Annotated in this window: 17 protein-coding genes and 2 tRNA genes; all 19 read left to right on the top strand. The window is 65.5% G+C overall.

Translation table 11 applies throughout. From position 1 onward, the window contains the following. Nucleotides 1-64: 64 nt before the first annotated feature. The 19 genes from tpiA (at nucleotide 65) to rimP (ending at nucleotide 18,716) form a co-directional block, all read left to right on the top strand. Nucleotides 65-817 carry a triose-phosphate isomerase gene (tpiA, locus tag ACKN61_RS14235; protein ID WP_223620082.1) on the top strand — a complete coding sequence of 251 codons (753 nt, stop codon included), beginning with the start codon at nucleotides 65-67 and terminating at the stop codon, nucleotides 815-817. 73 nt (nucleotides 818-890) lie between these two features. Further along, nucleotides 891-1,385, top strand: a complete 495-nt coding sequence (gene secG / locus ACKN61_RS14230; protein WP_408950086.1) for a preprotein translocase subunit SecG — start codon at nucleotides 891-893, stop codon at nucleotides 1,383-1,385. Between the two features lie 122 nt (nucleotides 1,386-1,507). Continuing rightward, nucleotides 1,508-1,592 (top strand) — tRNA-Leu (locus tag ACKN61_RS14225). Nucleotides 1,593-1,770: 178 nt separating this feature from the next. After that, nucleotides 1,771-2,127 (top strand): NADH-quinone oxidoreductase subunit A, encoded by a 357-nt coding sequence (locus ACKN61_RS14220; RefSeq protein WP_031370881.1) that lies wholly within the window; start codon nucleotides 1,771-1,773, stop codon nucleotides 2,125-2,127. Continuing rightward, the gene (locus ACKN61_RS14215; RefSeq protein ID WP_031370880.1) at nucleotides 2,118-2,705 is read left to right on the top strand and encodes an NADH-quinone oxidoreductase subunit B family protein; all 588 of its coding nucleotides are present in this window, start codon (nucleotides 2,118-2,120) and stop codon (nucleotides 2,703-2,705) included. The genes ACKN61_RS14220 and ACKN61_RS14215 overlap by 10 nt, the downstream gene beginning before the upstream one ends. Continuing rightward, nucleotides 2,702-3,421 (top strand): NADH-quinone oxidoreductase subunit C, encoded by a 720-nt coding sequence (locus tag ACKN61_RS14210; RefSeq protein ID WP_223620084.1) that lies wholly within the window; start codon nucleotides 2,702-2,704, stop codon nucleotides 3,419-3,421. Before ACKN61_RS14215 ends, ACKN61_RS14210 begins: the two co-directional genes overlap by 4 nt. 20 nt (nucleotides 3,422-3,441) lie before the next feature. Then, nucleotides 3,442-4,731 carry an NADH-quinone oxidoreductase subunit D gene (locus tag ACKN61_RS14205; RefSeq protein WP_031370878.1) on the top strand — a complete coding sequence of 430 codons (1,290 nt, stop codon included), beginning with the start codon at nucleotides 3,442-3,444 and terminating at the stop codon, nucleotides 4,729-4,731. A gap of 151 nt (nucleotides 4,732-4,882) precedes the next feature. After that, nucleotides 4,883-5,410: an NADH-quinone oxidoreductase subunit NuoE gene (gene nuoE / locus ACKN61_RS14200; RefSeq protein WP_223620085.1), complete on the top strand. Its 528-nt coding sequence runs from the start codon at nucleotides 4,883-4,885 to the stop codon at nucleotides 5,408-5,410. Between the two features lie 11 nt (nucleotides 5,411-5,421). Further along, the gene (gene nuoF / locus ACKN61_RS14195; RefSeq protein WP_408950085.1) at nucleotides 5,422-6,786 is read left to right on the top strand and encodes an NADH-quinone oxidoreductase subunit NuoF; all 1,365 of its coding nucleotides are present in this window, start codon (nucleotides 5,422-5,424) and stop codon (nucleotides 6,784-6,786) included. A 103-nt stretch (nucleotides 6,787-6,889) separates the two neighbouring features. After that, a complete protein-coding gene (nuoG, locus tag ACKN61_RS14190; RefSeq protein ID WP_408950084.1) occupies nucleotides 6,890-9,121 on the top strand; it encodes an NADH-quinone oxidoreductase subunit NuoG in 2,232 nt (743 codons plus the stop codon). A 5-nt stretch (nucleotides 9,122-9,126) separates the two neighbouring features. Further along, nucleotides 9,127-10,203, top strand: coding sequence for an NADH-quinone oxidoreductase subunit NuoH (gene nuoH, locus ACKN61_RS14185; RefSeq protein WP_031370874.1), 1,077 nt, complete (start codon nucleotides 9,127-9,129; stop codon nucleotides 10,201-10,203). A gap of 13 nt (nucleotides 10,204-10,216) precedes the next feature. Further along, nucleotides 10,217-10,705, top strand: a complete 489-nt coding sequence (gene nuoI, locus ACKN61_RS14180; protein ID WP_031370873.1) for an NADH-quinone oxidoreductase subunit NuoI — start codon at nucleotides 10,217-10,219, stop codon at nucleotides 10,703-10,705. Nucleotides 10,706-10,716: 11 nt separating this feature from the next. Continuing rightward, nucleotides 10,717-11,355, top strand: coding sequence for an NADH-quinone oxidoreductase subunit J (locus ACKN61_RS14175; RefSeq protein ID WP_408950083.1), 639 nt, complete (start codon nucleotides 10,717-10,719; stop codon nucleotides 11,353-11,355). Further along, on the top strand, nucleotides 11,352-11,678 hold the full coding sequence (gene nuoK, locus ACKN61_RS14170) for an NADH-quinone oxidoreductase subunit NuoK (RefSeq protein WP_031370871.1): 327 nt from the start codon (nucleotides 11,352-11,354) through the stop codon (nucleotides 11,676-11,678). Before ACKN61_RS14175 ends, nuoK begins: the two co-directional genes overlap by 4 nt. Nucleotides 11,679-11,684: 6 nt before the next feature. Continuing rightward, a complete protein-coding gene (gene nuoL, locus ACKN61_RS14165; protein ID WP_408950082.1) occupies nucleotides 11,685-13,814 on the top strand; it encodes an NADH-quinone oxidoreductase subunit L in 2,130 nt (709 codons plus the stop codon). 19 nt (nucleotides 13,815-13,833) lie between these two features. Then, nucleotides 13,834-15,351: an NADH-quinone oxidoreductase subunit M gene (locus ACKN61_RS14160; protein ID WP_408950081.1), complete on the top strand. Its 1,518-nt coding sequence runs from the start codon at nucleotides 13,834-13,836 to the stop codon at nucleotides 15,349-15,351. A gap of 159 nt (nucleotides 15,352-15,510) precedes the next feature. Further along, nucleotides 15,511-16,956, top strand: coding sequence for an NADH-quinone oxidoreductase subunit NuoN (gene nuoN, locus ACKN61_RS14155; RefSeq protein WP_031370868.1), 1,446 nt, complete (start codon nucleotides 15,511-15,513; stop codon nucleotides 16,954-16,956). A 793-nt stretch (nucleotides 16,957-17,749) separates the two neighbouring features. Continuing rightward, nucleotides 17,750-17,826 (top strand) — tRNA-Met (locus ACKN61_RS14150). 293 nt (nucleotides 17,827-18,119) lie between these two features. Next, complete coding sequence (gene rimP, locus ACKN61_RS14145; RefSeq protein ID WP_031370867.1) at nucleotides 18,120-18,716, top strand: ribosome maturation factor RimP; 597 nt, start codon at nucleotides 18,120-18,122, stop codon at nucleotides 18,714-18,716. Nucleotides 18,717-18,778: the final 62 nt, after the last annotated feature.

Raw genomic sequence — 18,778 nt, 5'->3', positions numbered from 1 at the left:
TTGCTCTCCACTCACTCCTGGTCGTTGAATGTAAACTGCGCGCCTCAGCATCAAGGGAGTCGCCATGCGCCGCAGAATCGTCGCCGGAAACTGGAAGCTGCACGGCAGCCGCGAGTTCGCTTTCGCCTTGCTCGACGAAGTCGCAGCGCAAACGCCGCCGTCCGGCGTCGAACGCCTGATCCTACCGCCGCTGCCGTACCTGGGCGAGCTGATCGAGCACTACGGCGAGCGCGGCCTGAGCTTCGGCGCCCAGGACGTGAGCAGCAACGAGAAGGGCGCCTACACCGGCGAAGTCTCCGCCGCGATGCTCAAGGACGTCGGCGCCGGCTACGGCCTGGTCGGCCACTCCGAGCGCCGCCAGTACCACGCCGAAAGCAGCGAGCTGGTTGCGCGCAAGTTCGCCGCCGCCAAGGCCGCCGGCCTGGTGCCGGTCCTGTGCATCGGCGAGACCCTGGCCGAACGCGAAGACGGCCAGACCCAGTGGCGCCTGCAGGAGCAATTGGCCCCGATCTTCGAGCTGCTCGGCGTGGCCGCGCTGGAAGGCGCGATCCTCGCCTACGAACCGGTCTGGGCCATCGGCACCGGCAAGACCGCGACACCCGAGCAGGCCCAGGAAGTCCACGCATTCATTCGTAGCGAAATCGCTTCACACGATGCTACAATCGCTGGCTCGCTTCCGATCCTTTACGGCGGAAGCGTGAAAGCCGACAACGCCGCCGCGCTGTTTTCCCAGCCGGACGTCGATGGCGGCCTGGTCGGCGGCGCCTCCCTGGTCGCAGCGGACTTCAACGCCATCGCACTCGCGGCGGCACCCTGATCGAGCGGGCCCGATGAACCTCGCGGGCCCGGCACGGTCGTAACAAGCAGTCCGAATCGAAGAATCCTTAACGATGCTGTTGTTCCTCAACGTCATCTATGTGTTGATCGCGATCGCCATGATCGCGCTGATCCTGATGCAACGCGGCGCGGGTGCGCAGGCGGGCTCGGGCTTCGGCGGCGGTGCCTCGGCGACCGTGTTCGGTGCCCGCGGTTCGTCGAACTTCCTGTCCAAGGCCACCAAGTGGCTGGCGATCGCGTTTTTCGTGATCAGCCTCTTCATGGCCTGGCAGGCGAGTCGCACCGCGGTCACCCCGGACAAGCCCAGTGTCGGTCTGATGGGCAACGTCCCGCAGGCGGCGGCTCCGGCCCCGTCGGCGACCGCTGCTCCGGCCGCCAGCACCCCGGCGGCTCCGGCCACCAGCGTGCCGCAGGCTCCGGCAAGCCAGTCCGCTCCGGCGACGGCTCCGGCACCCGCGACCCAGGTTCCGGCGGCACCGGCCGCTGCTCCGGCGCAGGTTCCGGCCGAGCAGGCAGCCCCGGCAAAGCAGCCGACTACTGGCGGCTGAGATAAACAGGTTAAAATAGAGTTCCAGCGCCCCGCTCGGATGGCGGGGCAGGTCAGCGATGACCAGGCGACTTCGCAAGACCTTTGTGAAGTCGAAGCCAGGATGGCTTGGTTGGATACAGTGCCCAGATGGCGGAATTGGTAGACGCACTACCTTGAGGTGGTAGCGACTTAGGTCGTGGGGGTTCGAGTCCCCCTTTGGGCACCATTCCATTCCTAGCTTCACACTCCTAGCTCCAAGCAATTCGCAACTCGCACCACGGTACGCAGGTGCGGCACGCACGGCGGGCCGCGACCCGCCGTCCCAACGACTGGGCGCCCGGGCGCCAAGCCAAGGTCGCGGAAACGCGCCCATGTAGCCGAACAAGTAGCCGAGAGAACACCGCGTGCTGGCCGAATACCTGCCGACTCTGTTGTTCCTGATCGTCGCCAGCGTCATTGGCGTCGCCCTGTTGGTAGTAGGCAATACGCTCGGGCCCAAGCGCCCGACTGCGGAGAAACTGTCTCCGTACGAATGCGGCTTCGAAGCCTTCGAAGACGCGCGCATGCAATTCGACGTGCGCTACTACCTGATCGCCATCCAGTTCATCATCTTCGACCTGGAAATCATCTTCATCGTGCCTTGGGCCACGGTGTTCCGAGACCTCGGACCGATCGGCCTGATCGAGATGGGCATTTTCGCCAGCATGCTCCTGCTCGGCTTCGTTTACGTCTGGAAGAAGGGAGCGCTCGAATGGGAGTGATCCAAACCGTTGGCGACAAGGTTTCGGGCTTGATGCACAACCCGATCCCGGAAGGCCGCCTCGACGACATCCTGCGCCCGGAAGGCGAAAACCCGCTGCTCCAGCAGGGTTTCGTCACCACCAATCTGGACACGCTCTGGAACTGGGCGCGCACCGGCTCGATGTGGCCGATGACCTTCGGTCTGGCCTGCTGTGCGGTCGAGATGATGCACGCCGGCGCCTCGCGCCTGGACCTGGACCGCTACGGCGTGGTGTTCCGCCCGTCGCCGCGCCAGTCCGACGTGATGATCGTCGCCGGCACCCTGGTCAACAAGATGGCCCCGGCGTTGCGCAAGGTCTACGACCAGATGCCCGACCCGAAGTGGGTGATCTCGATGGGCAGCTGCGCCAACGGCGGCGGCTACTACCACTATTCCTATGCGGTCGTGCGCGGTTGCGACCGCGTGGTGCCGGTCGACGTCTACGTGCCCGGCTGCCCGCCGACCGCCGAAGCGCTGGTCTACGGCATCCTGCAGTTGCAGCGCAAGATCCGCCGCGGCACCAACTTCGGCGATCACAAGCAGGGCGTCCGCGAATGAGCACTGCGAACCTTGCCGAGCGTCTGCGCGAACGCTTCGCCGACGCTCTGGTCGTCGTGGCCGAACCGCGCGGCGAGCTGACCCTCGAAGTCTCCCCGGCCGCCTGGCTGGCCGCGGCGCGCGCCTTGCGCGACGAGTTCGGTTTCGAGCAATGCGTCGACGTCAGCGGCGTCGACTACCTCAGCTACGGCGGCGACGAGTGGGACACCGACGTGTCCTCGGAAGGTTTCTCGCGCGGCGTCGAAGGCAAGAGCGCCGGCCGGTTCCGTTGGGGCGAGTCGCCCAACGGCGACGCCTCGACGCCGGAGCGCCGCTTCGCCGCGGTCGCCCATCTGCTGTCGTGCCAGCACAATCTGCGTCTGCGGCTGAAGACCTTCGCTGCGAACGACGACTTACCTGTGGTCGCTTCTCTGAGCGCCATTTGGCCCGGCACTAATTGGTTCGAACGAGAAGCCTTCGACCTGTACGGCATCATCTTCGAAGGCCATCCGGACCTGCGCCGCATCCTGACCGACTACGGTTTCGTCGGCCATCCGTTCCGCAAGGACTTCCCGCTGATCGGCAACGTCGAAGTGCGTTACGACGCCGAGAAGAAGCGCGTGGTCTACGAGCCGGTCTCGATCGAGCCGCGCGTCGGCGTGCCGCGCGTGATCCGCGATGACGCGCGCTACCAGACCGCCGTCGGCGAAGCCGCCCAGCGCGGCGAGGTGAAGTGATGTCCAACCCCGCCACCACGATGCCGTTCGTCAACAGCGGCACCTCGGGCCTCAACAACGCCGAGATCCGCAACTACACGCTCAACTTCGGCCCCCAGCATCCGGCCGCGCACGGCGTGCTGCGCCTGATCCTGGAAATGGACGGCGAAGTCGTGCAGCGCGCCGATCCGCATATCGGCCTGCTGCACCGCGGCACCGAGAAGCTGGCCGAGTCCAAGCCTTTCAACCAGTCGATCGGCTACATGGATCGCCTGGATTACGTGTCGATGATGTGCAACGAGCACGCCTACGTGCGCGCGATCGAAACCCTGATGGGGATCGAGGCGCCGGAACGCGCGCAGTACATCCGCACCATGTTCGACGAAATCACCCGCATCCTGAACCACCTGATGTGGGTCGGTTCCAACGCGCTCGACCTGGGCGCGATGGCGGTGTTCCTGTACGCCTTCCGCGAGCGCGAAGAGCTCATGGACTGCTACGAGGCGGTCAGCGGCGCGCGCATGCATGCCGCCTACTACCGTCCCGGCGGCGTCTATCGCGATCTGCCCGAGCGGATGCCGAAGTACAAGGAATCGCCGTGGAAGAAGGGCAGCAGCCTCAAGCGCTTCAACGAGTGGCGCGAAGGCTCGATGCTCGACTACCTGGATGCGTTCACCGACGATTTCCCCAAGCGCGTCGACGAGTACGAGACGCTGCTGACCGATAACCGCATCTGGAAACAGCGCACCGTCGGCGTGGGCGTGATCTCGCCGGAGCAGGCCCTGGCCTGGGGCATGACCGGTCCGATGATCCGCGGCTCCGGTATCGCCTGGGACCTGCGCAAGAAGCAGCCCTATGCCAAGTACGCCGAGGTCGATTTCGACATCCCGGTCGGCGTCAACGGCGACTGCTACGACCGTTACCTGGTGCGCGTCGCGGAAATGCGCGAGTCCACCCGCATCATCAAGCAGTGCGTGAAGTGGCTGCGCGCCAATCCCGGCCCCGTGATCGTCGACAACTTCAAGGTCGCCCCGCCCAAGCGCGAGGAGATGAAGGACGACATGGAAGCCCTGATCCATCACTTCAAGCTGTTCTCCGAAGGCTATTGCGTGCCGGCCGGCGAGACCTATGCCGCAGTCGAGGCGCCCAAGGGCGAGTTCGGCTGCTACCTGGTCTCCGACGGCGCCAACAAGCCGTTCCGGGTCAAGCTGCGCGCGCCGGGCTTCGCCCACCTGTCGTCGATGGACGAGGTCGTCAAGGGCCACATGCTCGCCGACGTGGTGGCGATGATCGGCACCTACGACATCGTGTTCGGCGAGATCGATCGGTGAAGGCGGGAATCGGGAATCGCGAATGGGGAGTCGACAAAGCTGAGGCCGCGCGGTTTTGCGCCGAGCTTCTGCGATTCGCCCGCTCCGCTTTCTCGCTGTTCCGCTTTTCCCGACTCTCGATTCCCCATTCCCGATTCCCGGCTTTACCCTTATGAAAGCGACAGGCAATTTCGAAGCCACCCAGCACGTCGATCCGATGCTCGCGCTATCGGACAAGACGCGTGCGCACATCGATCACTGGCTGAGCAAGTTTCCGCCGGACCGTAAGCGCTCGGCGGTGCTGCAGGGTCTGCATGCGGCGCAGGAGCAAAACGGCGGTTGGTTGACCGACGAACTGATCGCCGCGGTCGCCAAGTACCTGAGCTTGCCGCCGGTGTGGGCCTACGAGGTCGCCAGCTTCTATTCGATGTTCGAGACCGAGAAAGTCGGTCGCAACAACGTCGCCTTCTGCACCAACATCAGCTGCTGGCTCAACGGCGCCGAGGACCTGGTCCGGCACGCCGAGAAAAAGCTCGGCTGCAAGCTCGGCGAATCCACCGCCGACGGCCGCGTCTTCCTCAAGCGCGAGGAAGAGTGCCTGGCCGCGTGCTGCGGCGCGCCGGTGGTCGTCGTCAATGGTCATTACCACGAGAAGCTCGATGCGACCCAGGTCGACGCGCTGCTCGACGGTTTGAAGTGAGGTCGGCCCCGATGGCGCATCACGATCACCACGATTATTCCAAGGGCTACGGCCCGGTCGGCCCGGCTCCGCAGGAGCACCAGGTCGTCTACACGACGCTGCATTACGAAACCCCCTGGTCGTACGAGAACTATCTCAAGACCGGCGGTTACAGCGCGTTGCGCAAGATCCTCAGCGAGAAGACCGACCCGGCGCAGATCGTCGACATGGTCAAGGCCTCGGGCCTGCGCGGCCGCGGCGGCGCGGGCTTTCCGACCGGCCTGAAATGGAGCTTCATGCCCAAGGGCAGCGGCACCCAGAAATACATCCTGTGCAACTCGGACGAATCCGAGCCGGGCACCGCCAAAGACCGCGACATCCTGCGCTTCAACCCGCATGCGGTGGTCGAGGGCATGGCGATCGCCTGCTACGCGACCGGTTCGACCGTCGCCTACAACTACCTGCGCGGCGAATTCCATCACGAGCCGTTCGAGCATTTCGAGCAGGCGCTGAAGGAAGCCTACGAACACGGCTGGCTGGGCAAGAACGTGCTCGGCAGCGGCGTGGACATCGACATCTACGGCGCGCTCGGCGCCGGCGCCTACATCTGCGGCGAAGAAACCGCGCTGATGGAATCGCTGGAAGGCAAGAAGGGCCAGCCGCGCTACAAGCCGCCGTTCCCGGCCAATTTCGGCCTGTACGGCAAGCCGACCACGATCAACAACACCGAGACCTACGCTTCGGTGCCGGCGATCCTGCGCAATGGCGCCGAGTGGTTCCTCAACCTCGGCAAGCCCAACAACGGCGGCCCGAAGATCTTCTCGGTGTCCGGCCACGTCAATAAGCCGGGCAACTACGAGATCCGCCTGGGCACCTCGTTCGCCGACCTGCTCGAGCTCGCCGGCGGCGTGCGCGACGGCCGCAAGCTCAAGGCCGTGATTCCGGGCGGTTCCTCGATGAAGGTGCTGCCGGCCGAGGCGATGATGGCCTGCACGATGGACTACGACTCGCTGCAGAAGGCCGGTTCCGGCCTCGGCTCGGGCGCGGTGATCGTGATGGACGAGACCGCCTGCATGGTTCGCGCCTGCCAGCGCATCGCCCGGTTCTATTTCAAGGAAAGCTGCGGCCAGTGCACGCCGTGCCGCGAAGGCACCGGCTGGATGTACCGCATGCTGACCCGTATCGTCGAGAAGCAGGCGACCCTGGACGATCTGCAGATGCTGCGCGCCGCCGCGGGCCAGATCGAAGGCCACACCATCTGCGCGTTCGGCGAAGCCGCCGCGTGGCCGGTGCAGGGCTTCCTGTACCACTTCTGGAGCGAGTTCGAGTACGCGATCGTCAACAAGCGTTTCCTGGTCGACGATCAGGCCGCCGGCAACGTGGAGATGGCGGCATGAGCGCGGCGCACTACCACAACCCCCATTGTTCGAACGCAATGCGTCCGAACAATGCGCCCCTTGACTCAAGGGGCTCGTTCGTCGCTTTGATGGGGAGCTCGCTGTGAGCGCTCAACCGGTAAATCCCAATCTGCCGCCGGACCACGTCACCGTCTTCATCGACGGCGTCGAGATGGCCGCGCCGAAGGGTTCGATGATCATCCAGGCCGCCGACAAGGCCGGCATCGCGATCCCGCGTTTCTGCTACCACGACAAGCTGGCGATCGCGGCGAACTGCCGCATGTGCCTGGTCGAAGTCGAAAAGATGCCCAAGCCGGCGCCGGCCTGCGCCACGCCGGTCATGGACGGCATGAAGGTCGTCACGCGCAGCGAGAAGGCGTTGAAGTCGCAGCGCAACGTGATGGAGTTCCTGCTCGTCAATCATCCGCTCGACTGCCCGATCTGCGATCAGGGCGGCGAGTGCGAACTGCAAGACCTGTCGATGGGCTACGGCCGTTCGGTCAGCCGCTTCTCCGAGCGCAAGCGCGTGGTGCCCGACGAGGACATCGGCCCGCTGGTCGCCACCGAGATGACGCGCTGCATCCAGTGCACGCGCTGCGTCCGCTTCACCGCCGAGATCGCCGGTACCTACGAGCTCGGCGGCATGTACCGCGGCGAGAACCTGCAGATCGGCACGTTCGACGGCAAGCCCTTGACCACCGAGCTGTCGGGCAACGTCATCGACGTGTGCCCGGTCGGTGCGCTGACCAACAAGGTGTTCCAGTTCAAGGCGCGCCCGTGGGAACTGACCGCGCGCGAGTCGCTCGGCTACCACGACGCGCTCGGCAGCAACCTGTTCCTGCACGTGCGCCGCGGCGACGTGCTGCGCACCGTGCCGCGCGATAACGAAGCGGTCAACGAGTGCTGGCTGTCGGACCGCGACCGTTATTCGCACCAGGGCCTGTACGCGGAAGACCGCGCTCAGCGCCCGATGGTCAAGGACGGCGGCGAGTGGCGCGAGGCCTCGTGGGACGAGGCCATGGCCCGCGCCGCGAAGATCCTGGGCGACAACGGCGGCGACAACCTCGGCGTGCTCGCGCACCCGGCGACCTCGAACGAAGAGGGCGCGTTGCTGGCTCGCCTGGCCGAGGCCCTGGGCACCGGCAACCTCGATCACCGCATCTCCCAGCACGACCTGTCCGACGCCGCCGTGGCCGAAACCTTCGCCATGCCGGTCGCCGAGATCGACAAGGCCGACCTGGTGGTGATCGTCGGCAGCAACCTGCGCCACGAACTGCCGCTGGTGCATCAGCGCGTGCGCAAGGCCTTCAACCGCGGCGCCAAGGTGCACGTGGTCAATCCGATCGACTTCGATTTCACCTTCGACGTCGCCGGCAAGCGCATCGTCGCGCCGTCGCAGCTCGCCGCCGCGCTCGGCGACGAGGCGCTGCGCGAAGCCGCCAAGAACGCCACGCATGCGGCGGTCATCGTCGGCGCGCTGGCCGAGAACGGTCCCTACGCCGCCGCCATCCGCGCCGCCGCGAAGGCTTGCGCCGACGCCACCGGCGCGCGTCTGTGCCGTATTCCGCAGGGCGCGAACGCGGTCGGCCTGGCTCGCCAGGGCGTGTTGCCGAGTGCCCGCGATGCGCGCGGCATGCTCGACGAAGCGCGCGGCGCCTACATTCTCTACGGCATCGAGCCGGGTCTGGATTTCGCCGACACCGCCAGTGCGCTGCGCGCGCTCGGCGCGGCCCAGGTCGTGGCCTTCAGCCATTACGCCTGCCGTTCGACCAAATCCGTCGCCGACGTGATCCTGCCGATCGGTCTGCTGCCTGAAGTCGACGCCACTTTGACCAATCTCGACGGCATCGAGCAACGCGCGGTCTCCGGCGGCAAGCTGCCGGGCGAAGCGCGTCCGGGCTGGCGCGTGCTGCGCGCGCTCGGCGGAGAACTGGCGGCCAAGGGCTTCGAGTTCACCGATCTCGACGGCCTGCGCGCCGGTCTGCAAGGCCGCGACGTCAAGCCGGCCGCCGGCCGTGCGCCGACGGCGGCGGGCGAGGGCATGGAGGTCGCGGTCTCCACCGCGATCTACCGCAGCGACGCCACCGTGCGCCGCGCGCCCGCGCTGCAATCGCATCCGCTCAATCTCGAGCCGCGTGCGGTGCTGCATTCCAGCGATGCCGCCGCGCTCGGCTTCTCCGACGGCACGGTGGGCAAGTTCAGCGCCGGCGCCGGTACCGCCACGCTGCCGGTCGCGATCAGCGACAAGGTCGCGCCGGGTACGGTCTGGATCGAAAGCGGGCATGGCGCCACCGCGCCCCTCGGCGCCGCCCGCGTCAACGTGGTGAGGGCATGAGTGCGATGAACACTGCCACCGCAATCGCCCAAGTGGTCGATCCCTTCCACGCATGGCTGGAGTCGTTCGGCATGGCCGGCACGGTCGCCTGGATCGTGCTCAAGATCCTGCTGATCGCGATGCCGGTGATCATCACCGTCGCCTTCTACGTGGTCTGGGAACGCAAGCTGATCGGCTGGATGCACGTGCGCCGCGGTCCGATGTACGTCGGCATGGGCATCCTCCAGGCCTTCGCCGACGTGTTCAAGCTGCTGTTCAAGGAAGTGATCCAGCCGACCAAGGCCGAGTCCTTCCTGTACAAGCTCGCGCCGCTGCTGACCCTGGCGCCGGCGTTCGCGGCCTGGGCGGTGGTGCCGTTCGACACCAAGCTGGTGTTGTCCAACGCCAATGCCGGTCTGTTGTATTTGCTGGCGATGACCTCGCTCGGCGTGTACGGCATCATCCTGGCCGGTTGGGCATCGAACTCGAAGTACGCCTTCCTCGGCGCGATGCGCGCCGCGGCCCAGGTGGTCTCGTACGAAATCGCCATGGGCTTCGCCATGGTCGGCGTGATGGTCGGCGCCGGCAGCCTGAACCTCACCGACATCGTGATGGCGCAGTCCGGCAACGCCGGCGCGCTGGAATGGTTCGCGCTGCCGATGCTGCCGCTGTTCGTGGTCTATTTCATCTCCGGCGTGGCCGAGACCAACCGCGCGCCGTTCGACGTGGTCGAAGGCGAGTCGGAAATCGTCGCCGGTCACATGGTGGAGTATTCGGGGTCGGCCTTCGCGCTGTTCTTCCTGGCCGAATACGCCAACATGATCCTGATCAGCTTCCTGACCTCGCTGTTCTTCCTCGGCGGCTGGCTCAGCCCGTTCCAGGGCCTGGGCATTCCGCTGCTGTCGGTCGACGGCTGGTGGTGGCTGCTGGTCAAGGTGTTCTTCTTCGCCAGCTGCTTCATCTGGTTCCGCGCTTCGTTCCCGCGCTATCGCTACGACCAGATCATGCGTCTGGGCTGGAAGGTCTTCATTCCCTTGACCATCGCCTGGATCTGCGTGGTCGCGGTGATGGCGTACTACGGCGTCTTCCAGCCGGGACAGTGAGACAGGCATCCTAATGAACCGCATCGTTTCCTATTTCAAGAGCCTGCTCCTGATCGAGCTCGCACAGGGCCTTGGGCTGACGCTCAAGTACCTGTTCAAGCCCAAGTACACGCTGATGTACCCGATGGAGAAGACCCCGCAATCGCCGCGCTTCCGCGGCGTGCACGCGCTGCGCCGTTATCCCAACGGCGAAGAGCGCTGCATCGCCTGCAAGCTGTGCGAGGCGGTGTGCCCGGCGCTGGCGATCACGATCGACTCGGAAAAGCGCGCCGACGGCACCCGCCGCACCACGCGCTACGACATCGATCTGTTCAAGTGCATCTTCTGCGGCTTCTGCGAAGAGTCCTGCCCGGTCGACTCGATCGTGGAAACCCACATCCACGAGTATCACTTCGACCAACGCGGACAGAACATCGTCAACAAGCAGCAGCTGCTGGCCATCGGCGACCGTCTCGAAACCGAGATCGCCGAGCGCCGCGCTGCCGACGCCGCCTTCCGCTGAGTACACACGATATGGATCTCGCCCAGATCGCTTTCTTCGTCTTCGCCGCCGCGGCCACGCTGTCGGCGGTGGCCGTGATCAGCCTGAAAAACCCGGTCCACGCCGCGCTCAGCCTGGTGCTGACCTTCTTCTCGGTGGCCTGCGTGTGGATCATCGCCGGCGCCGAATTCCTCGGCGTGGCCCTGATCCTGGTCTACGTCGGCGCGGTGATGGTGCTGTTCCTGTTCGTGGTGATGATGCTCGACATCGACGTGGCGCCGCTGCGCGAAGGCTACGTGCGCTATCTGCCGTTCGGCCTGCTGGTCGCGGTGGTGATGCTGGTCGAGATGCTGACCCTGATCGGTGTCAAGGCCAACCTGGCCACGCCGCTGACCGCGGACGCCGCCGGCGCCTCCAACACCAAGTGGCTGGCGCACGCGCTGTTCACCGACTTCCTGCTGCCGTTCGAGATCGCCGCGGTGATCCTGACGGTGGCGGTGATCGCCGCGGTCATGCTGACCCTGCGCCGCCGCCCGGGCGCCAAGCACCAGAACCCGAGCGCCCAGGCCCGCGTCCGAGCCAGCGACCGCGTCCGCCTCATCAAGATGGATGCGGTCAAACCGGTGGCGCCGGCGCCCGCCGAACCCGCCGCGCAGGAGGCCAAGCCGTGAGCGAATTCTTTGGGTCGGGCCTCGCGCTGGGCCACTATCTCGCCCTCGGCGCGGTGCTGTTCTGCATCAGCGTCGCCGGCATCTTCCTCAACCGCAAGAACGTGATCGTGTTGCTGATGTCGATCGAGCTGATGCTGCTCGCGGTCAACATCAACTTCGTCGCATTCTCGCGTCAGCTGGCCGATCCGGCCGGTCAGGTGTTCGTGTTCTTCATCCTGACCGTCGCCGCCGCCGAGGCCGCCATCGGCCTGGCGATCCTGGTCACGCTGTTCCGCAACCGGCGCACGATCAACGTCGCTGAAATCGACACGATGAAAGGCTGATCCGGCATGGAACCCGCAATCTCCAAGTCCATCCTGCTGGCGATCGTGCTCGCGCCGTTGCTCGGCTCGATCATCGCCGGCCTGTTCGGACGCAAGGTCGGCCGCGCCGGCTCGCACACGATCACCATCCTCGGCGTCGCCGCGAGCTGCGCGATGTCGGTGTATGTGCTCTGGCAGCTGGCCGGGCAGGGCGCCTCGCCGTTCAACGAGAACGTCTACACCTGGTTCCAGGTCGGCGGTTATGAGGCCCACGTCGGCTTCATGATCGACAAGCTGACCGCGATGATGATGGTGGTGGTCACCTTCGTCTCGCTGCTGGTCCACGTCTACACCATCGGCTACATGGCCGACGACCCGGGTTACCAGCGCTTCTTCAGTTACATCTCGCTGTTCACCTTCTCGATGCTCATGCTGGTCATGAGCAACAACTTCCTGCAGCTGTTCTTCGGCTGGGAAGCGGTGGGCCTGGTGTCCTACCTGCTGATCGGTTTCTGGTTCAAGAAGCCGACCGCAGTGTTCGCCAACATGAAGGCGTTCCTGGTCAACCGCGTCGGCGACTTCGGCTTCCTGCTCGGCATCTGCGCGGTGATGTGGGCGCTGGGTTCGCTCGACTACGGCACCGTGTTCGCCAACGCGCCGACCCTGGCCGACCGCACCATCCAGGTGTGGGGCGGCGAGCACCCGATCGTCTGGTCGCTGCCGACGGTGATCTGCATCTGTCTGTTCATCGGCGCGATGGGCAAATCGGCGCAAGTGCCGCTGCACGTGTGGCTGCCCGACTCGATGGAAGGCCCGACCCCGATCTCGGCGCTGATCCACGCCGCGACGATGGTCACCGCCGGCATCTTCATGGTCGCGCGCATGTCGCCGCTGTTCGAGCTGTCGCAGACGGCGCTGAACTTCGTCCTCTTCATCGGCGCCACCACCGCGTTCTGGACCGGCCTGATCGGCATCGTCCAGAACGACATCAAGCGCGTGGTCGCGTACTCGACCCTGTCGCAGCTGGGCTACATGACCGTCGCGCTCGGCGTGTCGGCGTACTCGGCGGCGGTCTATCACCTGATGACCCACGCCTTCTTCAAGGCGCTGCTGTTCCTCGCCGCCGGCTCGGTCATCATCGGCATGCACCACGAGCAGGACATGCGCAAGATGGGCGGCCTGCGCAAGTACATGCCGATCACCTACTGGACCAGTCTGCTCGGCACGCTGGCCCTGGTCGGCACGCCGTTCTTCGCCGGTTTCTACTCGAAGGACACCATCATCGAAGCGGCGCACCATGCCGCGCACGGCGAGCACGCCAACTGGGTCGCCCAGTACGCCTATTGGGCGGTGCTGCTCGGCGCCTTCGTGACCGCGTTCTACAGCTTCCGCCTGCTGTACATGACCTTCCACGGCAAGGAGCGTTTCCGCGACGCACATGCCGAGCACGGGCACCACGACGACCATGCGGCGCACGCCCATGACGATCATGGCCACGGCAAGCACGACGATGCGCACGACGACCACGGTCATCATGGCCCGCACGAGCCGCACGAATCGCCGTGGGTGGTCACCGTGCCGCTGATCCTGCTGGCGATCCCGTCGGTGCTGATCGGCTTCTTCACCGCCGGCCCGATGCTGTTCGGCACCGATTGGCTGGACTACAAGGTCAAGCAGCTGCCGTTCTTCCTCGGTGCGATCGACCTCGACGCCGCCCGCGACACCATCGCGATGGTCGGCGAGGAGGCCTGGCACGGCCCGGTGGCGTTCGCGCTGCACGGCTTCCAGGCGCCGGCGTTCTGGCTCGCGTTCTCGGGCTTCGCCCTGGCCACGGTCATGTACTGGTGGAAGCCGGAGCTGCCGGCCAAGGCGCGCAAGCTGTTCGCGCTGCCGGTGCGCATCCTGGAGAACAAGTACGGCATGGACAATCTGTGGATCGACGGCTTCGCCGCCGGCGGCGTGGGCATCGGCAAGGCCTCGCGCGCGGTCGACAGCAAGCTGATCGACGGCGCCGTCGTCAACGGCGGTGCGAGCCTGGTCGGCTTCGTCGCCAACCTGACCCGCCGCGTCCAATCCGGTTATCTCTACCACTACGCCTTCGCGATGATCCTCGGCCTGATTGCATTGCTCGCCGTCGTCATCCGGTTCTGGCACTAATCCGACAAGGACACCCGACGTGAGCCCCGTGCCCTTGCTTAGCATTCTGATCTGGCTGCCGATCCTCGGCGGTTTCGCCACCCTCGCGTTCGGCAACGAGCGCGCCAACGCCGCGCGTTGGTTCGCCCTGGTGGTGGCTATCGTCACCCTCGGCCTGAGCGTGATGATGTTCACCCATGCCGATTTCGGCAGCGCGGCGATGCAGTTGGTCGAAGACCACGCCTGGATCCCGACCTACGACATCCGCTACCACCTCGGCGCGGACGGCATCTCGGCGGCGCTGATCGCGCTGACCACCTTGACCTCGACCCTGGTGCTGATCAGCGCCTGGACCTCGATCGACAAGCGCGTCAGCCAGTATTACGCCGCCTTCCTGATCCTCGAAGGCCTGATGGTCGGCGTGTTCTCGGCCCTGGACGCGATGCTGTTCTACGTGTTCTTCGAGGGCATGCTGATCCCGATGTTCATCATCATCGGCGTCTGGGGCGGCCCGCGCCGCGTCTACGCGTCGGTGAAGTTCTTCCTGTACACCTTCCTCGGCTCGGTGTTCATGCTGGTCGGGTTGATCTACCTGTACCTGAAGGGCGGCAGCTGGCAGTTGTCGGACATGTACGCGCTGCAGCTCAACGCGGCCGAGCAGATGTGGATCTTCTTCGGCTTCCTGATCGCCTTCGCGGTCAAGGTGCCGATGTTCCCGGTCCACACCTGGTTGCCGGACGCGCACGTCGAGGCGCCGACCGCCGGTTCGGTGATCCTGGCCGCGATCATGCTGAAGATCGGCGGCTACGGTTTCCTGCGTTTCGTCCTGCCGATCGTGCCGGACGCCGGCCACGAGTGGGCCTGGCTGGTGATCGCGCTGAGCCTGATCGCGATCATCTACGTCGGCATGGTCGCCCTGGTCCAGGACGACATGAAGAAGCTGATCGCGTACTCGTCGGTTTCGCACATGGGCTTCGTCACCCTGGGCACGTTCATCGCCTTCGCCCTGGTCCACAACGGCGATGCGCACGGTACCGATGCCGCGCGCCTGGGCCTGCAGGGCGCGATGGTGCAGATGATCAGCCACGGCTTCGTGTCGGGCGCGATGTTCACTTGCGTCGGCGTGCTCTACGACCGCATGCACAGCCGCATGATCAAAGACTACGGCGGCGTCGCCAACGTGATGCCGTGGTTCGCCGCGTTCGTGGTGTTGTTCGCTATGGCCAACTCCGGCCTGCCGGGCACCTCGGGTTTCGTCGGCGAGTTCATGGTGATCGTGGCCAGCTTCCAGCAGCACCCGCTGATCGCGTTCGGCGCGGCCACCACCCTGATCGTCGGCGCCGGCTACACCTTGTGGCTGGTCAAGCGGGTGATCTGGGGCGACGTCGGCAACGCCCATGTCGCCGAGTTGGAAGACATCAACCCGCGCGAAGCGCTGGTGCTGGGTGTGTTCGCGGCCGGCGTGCTGGTGCTCGGCCTGTGGCCGAAGCCGCTGACCGACCTGATGGAACCCGCCATCGCGAACCTGGCCAGCCAGATCGTCGCGAGCAAGCTGTAAGCGGAACGCGGGCCCAGGCCCGCGCTCCGAGAAGTGAGTAGAAGCGAGCAGCGAGGAACGAGTCGGAAGCGCGGGTAGCCGCAGCTCACCTCTCACTCCTCTCCGCTCGTTCCTAGAGCAAGGCTCGGAATCGAGCCGGATCCGCCAAGAGATTCACTAATGAACATGCCCGTACGGACCATCGCCGACCTGATGCCCCTGCTGCCCGAACTGGTGGTGATCATCGGCGCGTTCGCGCTGCTGATGCTCGATCTGTTCATCGAGGAGCGCAACCGCATCGTTTCCCACGTGTTCGCGATCGTCGTGGTCGCGGTGGCGACGGCGCTGATCGCCTTCGACGTCGGCGGGCAGGGCACGGTGCTCAGCGGCATGTTCGTGCGCGACACCGCCGCCGACGGCCTCAAGCTCGGCATCGGCGTGGTCGGCATCCTGTCGATGATCTACACCTGGCCTTACCTGCGTTCGCGCGGCCTGTACAAGGGCGAAGTCGCGGTGCTGATGCTGTTCGCCATCGCCGGCATGATGCTGCTGGTTTCGGCCGGCAGCCTGGTCATGGTCTACCTCGGCCTGGAAATGCTGGCCCTGTGTTCCTACGCGTTGGTCGCGGTGGACCGCGACAGCCCGCTGGCCTCGGAAGCGGCGATCAAGTACTTCGTGCTCGGTGCGCTGGCCTCGGGCCTGCTGCTGTACGGCTTGTCGCTGATCTACGGCGCCACCGGCAGCCTGATGCTCGACCAGATCGCGATCGCGGCCCAGGTCGGCCCGTCCTCGCTGATGATGATCACCGGCGTGGTGTTCGTGGTCGCCGGCATCGCCTTCAAGTTCGGTGCGGCGCCGTTCCATATGTGGCTGCCGGACGTCTACCAGGGCGCGCCGACCCCGATCACTTTGTTCATCGGTTCGGCGCCGAAGCTGGCCGCGTTCGGCATGACCTACCGCCTGCTCGAAGTCGGTGCGGCGGGGCAGGAGGACCATTGGCGCCTGCTGCTGGCCGGCCTGGCCGTGCTGTCGCTGGCGATCGGCAACCTCAGCGCGCTGGTCCAGACCAATCTCAAGCGCCTGCTGGCGTATTCGACGGTCTCGCACGTCGGCTTCCTGTTCCTCGGCATGGCCGGCGGCGGCGCCCAGGGCTTCGCCGCGGCGATGTTCTATGCGATCAGCTATGCGTTGATGTCGGCCGCGGCCTTCGCCGCGATCATCGTCATGTCCGGCCGCGGTTTCGACGCCGACAAGATCGACGACTACAAGGGCCTCAACGCGCGCAGCCCGTGGCTGGCCGGCATGGTCCTGTGCGTGATGGCCTCGCTGGCCGGCCTGCCGCCGTTCCTCGGCTTCTGGGCCAAGCTGGCGGTGCTCAAGGCCGCGCTGCAGGGCGACATGCTGTGGCTGGCGATCGTCGGCATCGTGTTCGCGGTGATCGGCGCGTTCTACTACCTGCGCGTGATCAAGGCGATGTACTTCGACGAGCCCGACGGCAAGATGCCGCCGCCGAGCGACGACCGCCCGCTGCGCGTGGTGTTCGGGGTCAACGCGCTCGCGCTGTTGGCGCTGGGCCTGGCCTGGAACCCGATCATGGACTGGTGCATGCGCGCGTTCCCGTCCTGATCGACGGCAGCATTCGAAACCTTCCACGGTTTCGCCGACAGTTTCAGCATCGGGCCGGCTTTCGCCGGCCCGATGCGTTTGTGGCGCTCGATTCTCGCGGCTGTGCGGCCGTCTCAGCGCAGCGCCGGCCGAAGCGGGTAGCGAGGGCGGGATTCGTGTCTGCGATCCGCCGGGGAAGGCGAGGGGGCTGTGGACGGCATCGAAAGCAGATGTGCCGGGCTCGCTCGGTTTTCGGCCCCTGAGCCTGCGTTTGCGGCAAAGCCGCGAGGTATCGCCTTTTCTGCTGTCATCCCCGCGGAGGCGGGTAAATGGATGCGCTCGCGAGCCACAGGCTCGCGCATCCATGAACGCCAGGGCGCTATGCGCTCTGGCCGGGCCGCAGAGACTTCAGAGTCTTGTTGCGATAAAGCCCCGGATGTTCGGCTACGCCGGAATAAAGCGGAGCTCGCTTTCGAAGGAATGACGGGCCGGGCGAACTCGAAGAGCACGGTGGGCTTCGCCGCAGGCGCCACTGGACACCCGTTGCGACGCCGCCGAACCCATCGGACAACCAAGCCCAGCATGGCCTGGCGTTGAAATCTGCGACAGGTTTTTCTGCCGGTCCGGACCGATTGCAACGCTCATCGCAAAAAAGACTTGAAAATATTTGAATGCGCATTAAGATTGCGGCCTGCACCAACGCCGCGAATTCCCAAGGGAATCCACCGGTTCGATGCAGCGGTAAGCGGCAATCATGAAGATCTGATTGCAGGCTTGCAGAAAGTAACGCCGGCCGTTATGATGGTCGGCCTGATGCGGGGTGGAGCAGTCTGGCAGCTCGTCGGGCTCATAACCCGAAGGTCGCAGGTTCAAATCCTGCCCCCGCTACCAGCTTCGGCTGGCGAATCGAAAGCCTCTCTAGAGGCTTTCTTTTTTGGCCGCGAAGCTCGGGCTTTGTGATCGCGCTCTGCTCGCGCGAACACACCGAAATCCAGTTGTACGGACAAGGGGCCCGATGGGCCCCTTGTTGTTTTTGGGTTTCCGGAAGCTTCGTTTCGAACGGCGTCCCGCGTTCATGCGCTTGCGGACCGCGAAACGGATGGCAGCGGAAACATGACGTATCGAACATTGGTTGCACCAGGATTGGTTGCACCAGTCGCAACCCCGAGTCAGGAGTCAGGCGCGTGACGGACAAGGCAACGCAAATCGCTGCATTGCTCGCCCCGACGGTAGAGTCGTTGGGCGTGGAACTGCTCGGCGTGGAATATCTGCCGGCCGCCGGCAATGCAGTGCTGCGTATTTATATCGATGTGCCCGCCGATGAAGCGGCCGCCGGCGCCGATGGCGCCGAGCCGCGCTCGGTGTCGATCGAGGACTGCGAGGCGGTAAGCCGCGAAGTGTCGGCGCAGCTCGACGTCGAGGACCCGATCAGCAGCAATTACACCCTTGAAGTGTCGTCGCCGGGCATCGACCGCCCGCTGTTCACGCTCGAGCATTACCGCCGTCTGGTCGGCGAAACGGTCAAGGTCGCGCTCAAGCTGCCGCACGAAGGCCGCCGTCGCCTGCAGGGCCGGATCGTCGCCATCGAGGGCGAGCAGGTCGTGTTCACGGTCGAGGCCGCGACGTTCACCGTGCCGTTCTCGAACATCGACAAGGGCCGTCTGGTGCCCGACTGGGCCGCGCTCGGCCTGGCCCCGAGCAAGGGCGAGCCGCAGGGCGCGCCGGCCAAGGGCCGACCCAAGAACAAGTCCTCGAAGGCCAAGCCTTCGAAGAAGAAGTGATCACAACGATTCAGATTCAGCCAATTACCAATCCCAATAGCCGGCGGCTGCGAGCCGACCCG

This window comes from Lysobacter sp. Hz25 (genome assembly GCF_046097045.1).
Taxonomy (GTDB): domain Bacteria; phylum Pseudomonadota; class Gammaproteobacteria; order Xanthomonadales; family Xanthomonadaceae; genus Lysobacter; species Lysobacter antibioticus_B.
Note: the sequence above shows the minus strand (reverse complement) of the source record. Positions and strands in the feature narration are given on the sequence as shown.

Bases quoted from the DNA above. Each gene is read 5' to 3' on its own strand.
- ACKN61_RS14175 (WP_408950083.1), top strand. From the start codon at position 10,717: ATGGATCTCGCCCAGATCGCTTTCTTCGTCTTCGCCGCCGCGGCCACG.
- nuoE (WP_223620085.1), top strand. From the start codon at position 4,883: ATGAAAGCGACAGGCAATTTCGAAGCCACCCAGCACGTCGATCCGATG.
- ACKN61_RS14205 (WP_031370878.1), top strand. From the start codon at position 3,442: ATGCCGTTCGTCAACAGCGGCACCTCGGGCCTCAACAACGCCGAGATC.
- nuoN (WP_031370868.1), top strand. From the start codon at position 15,511: ATGAACATGCCCGTACGGACCATCGCCGACCTGATGCCCCTGCTGCCC.
- tpiA (WP_223620082.1), top strand. From the start codon at position 65: ATGCGCCGCAGAATCGTCGCCGGAAACTGGAAGCTGCACGGCAGCCGC.
- ACKN61_RS14210 (WP_223620084.1), top strand. From the start codon at position 2,702: ATGAGCACTGCGAACCTTGCCGAGCGTCTGCGCGAACGCTTCGCCGAC.
- nuoL (WP_408950082.1), top strand. From the start codon at position 11,685: ATGGAACCCGCAATCTCCAAGTCCATCCTGCTGGCGATCGTGCTCGCG.
- nuoH (WP_031370874.1), top strand. From the start codon at position 9,127: ATGAACACTGCCACCGCAATCGCCCAAGTGGTCGATCCCTTCCACGCA.
- nuoI (WP_031370873.1), top strand. From the start codon at position 10,217: ATGAACCGCATCGTTTCCTATTTCAAGAGCCTGCTCCTGATCGAGCTC.
- ACKN61_RS14215 (WP_031370880.1), top strand. From the start codon at position 2,118: ATGGGAGTGATCCAAACCGTTGGCGACAAGGTTTCGGGCTTGATGCAC.
- secG (WP_408950086.1), top strand. From the start codon at position 891: ATGCTGTTGTTCCTCAACGTCATCTATGTGTTGATCGCGATCGCCATG.
- nuoF (WP_408950085.1), top strand. From the start codon at position 5,422: ATGGCGCATCACGATCACCACGATTATTCCAAGGGCTACGGCCCGGTC.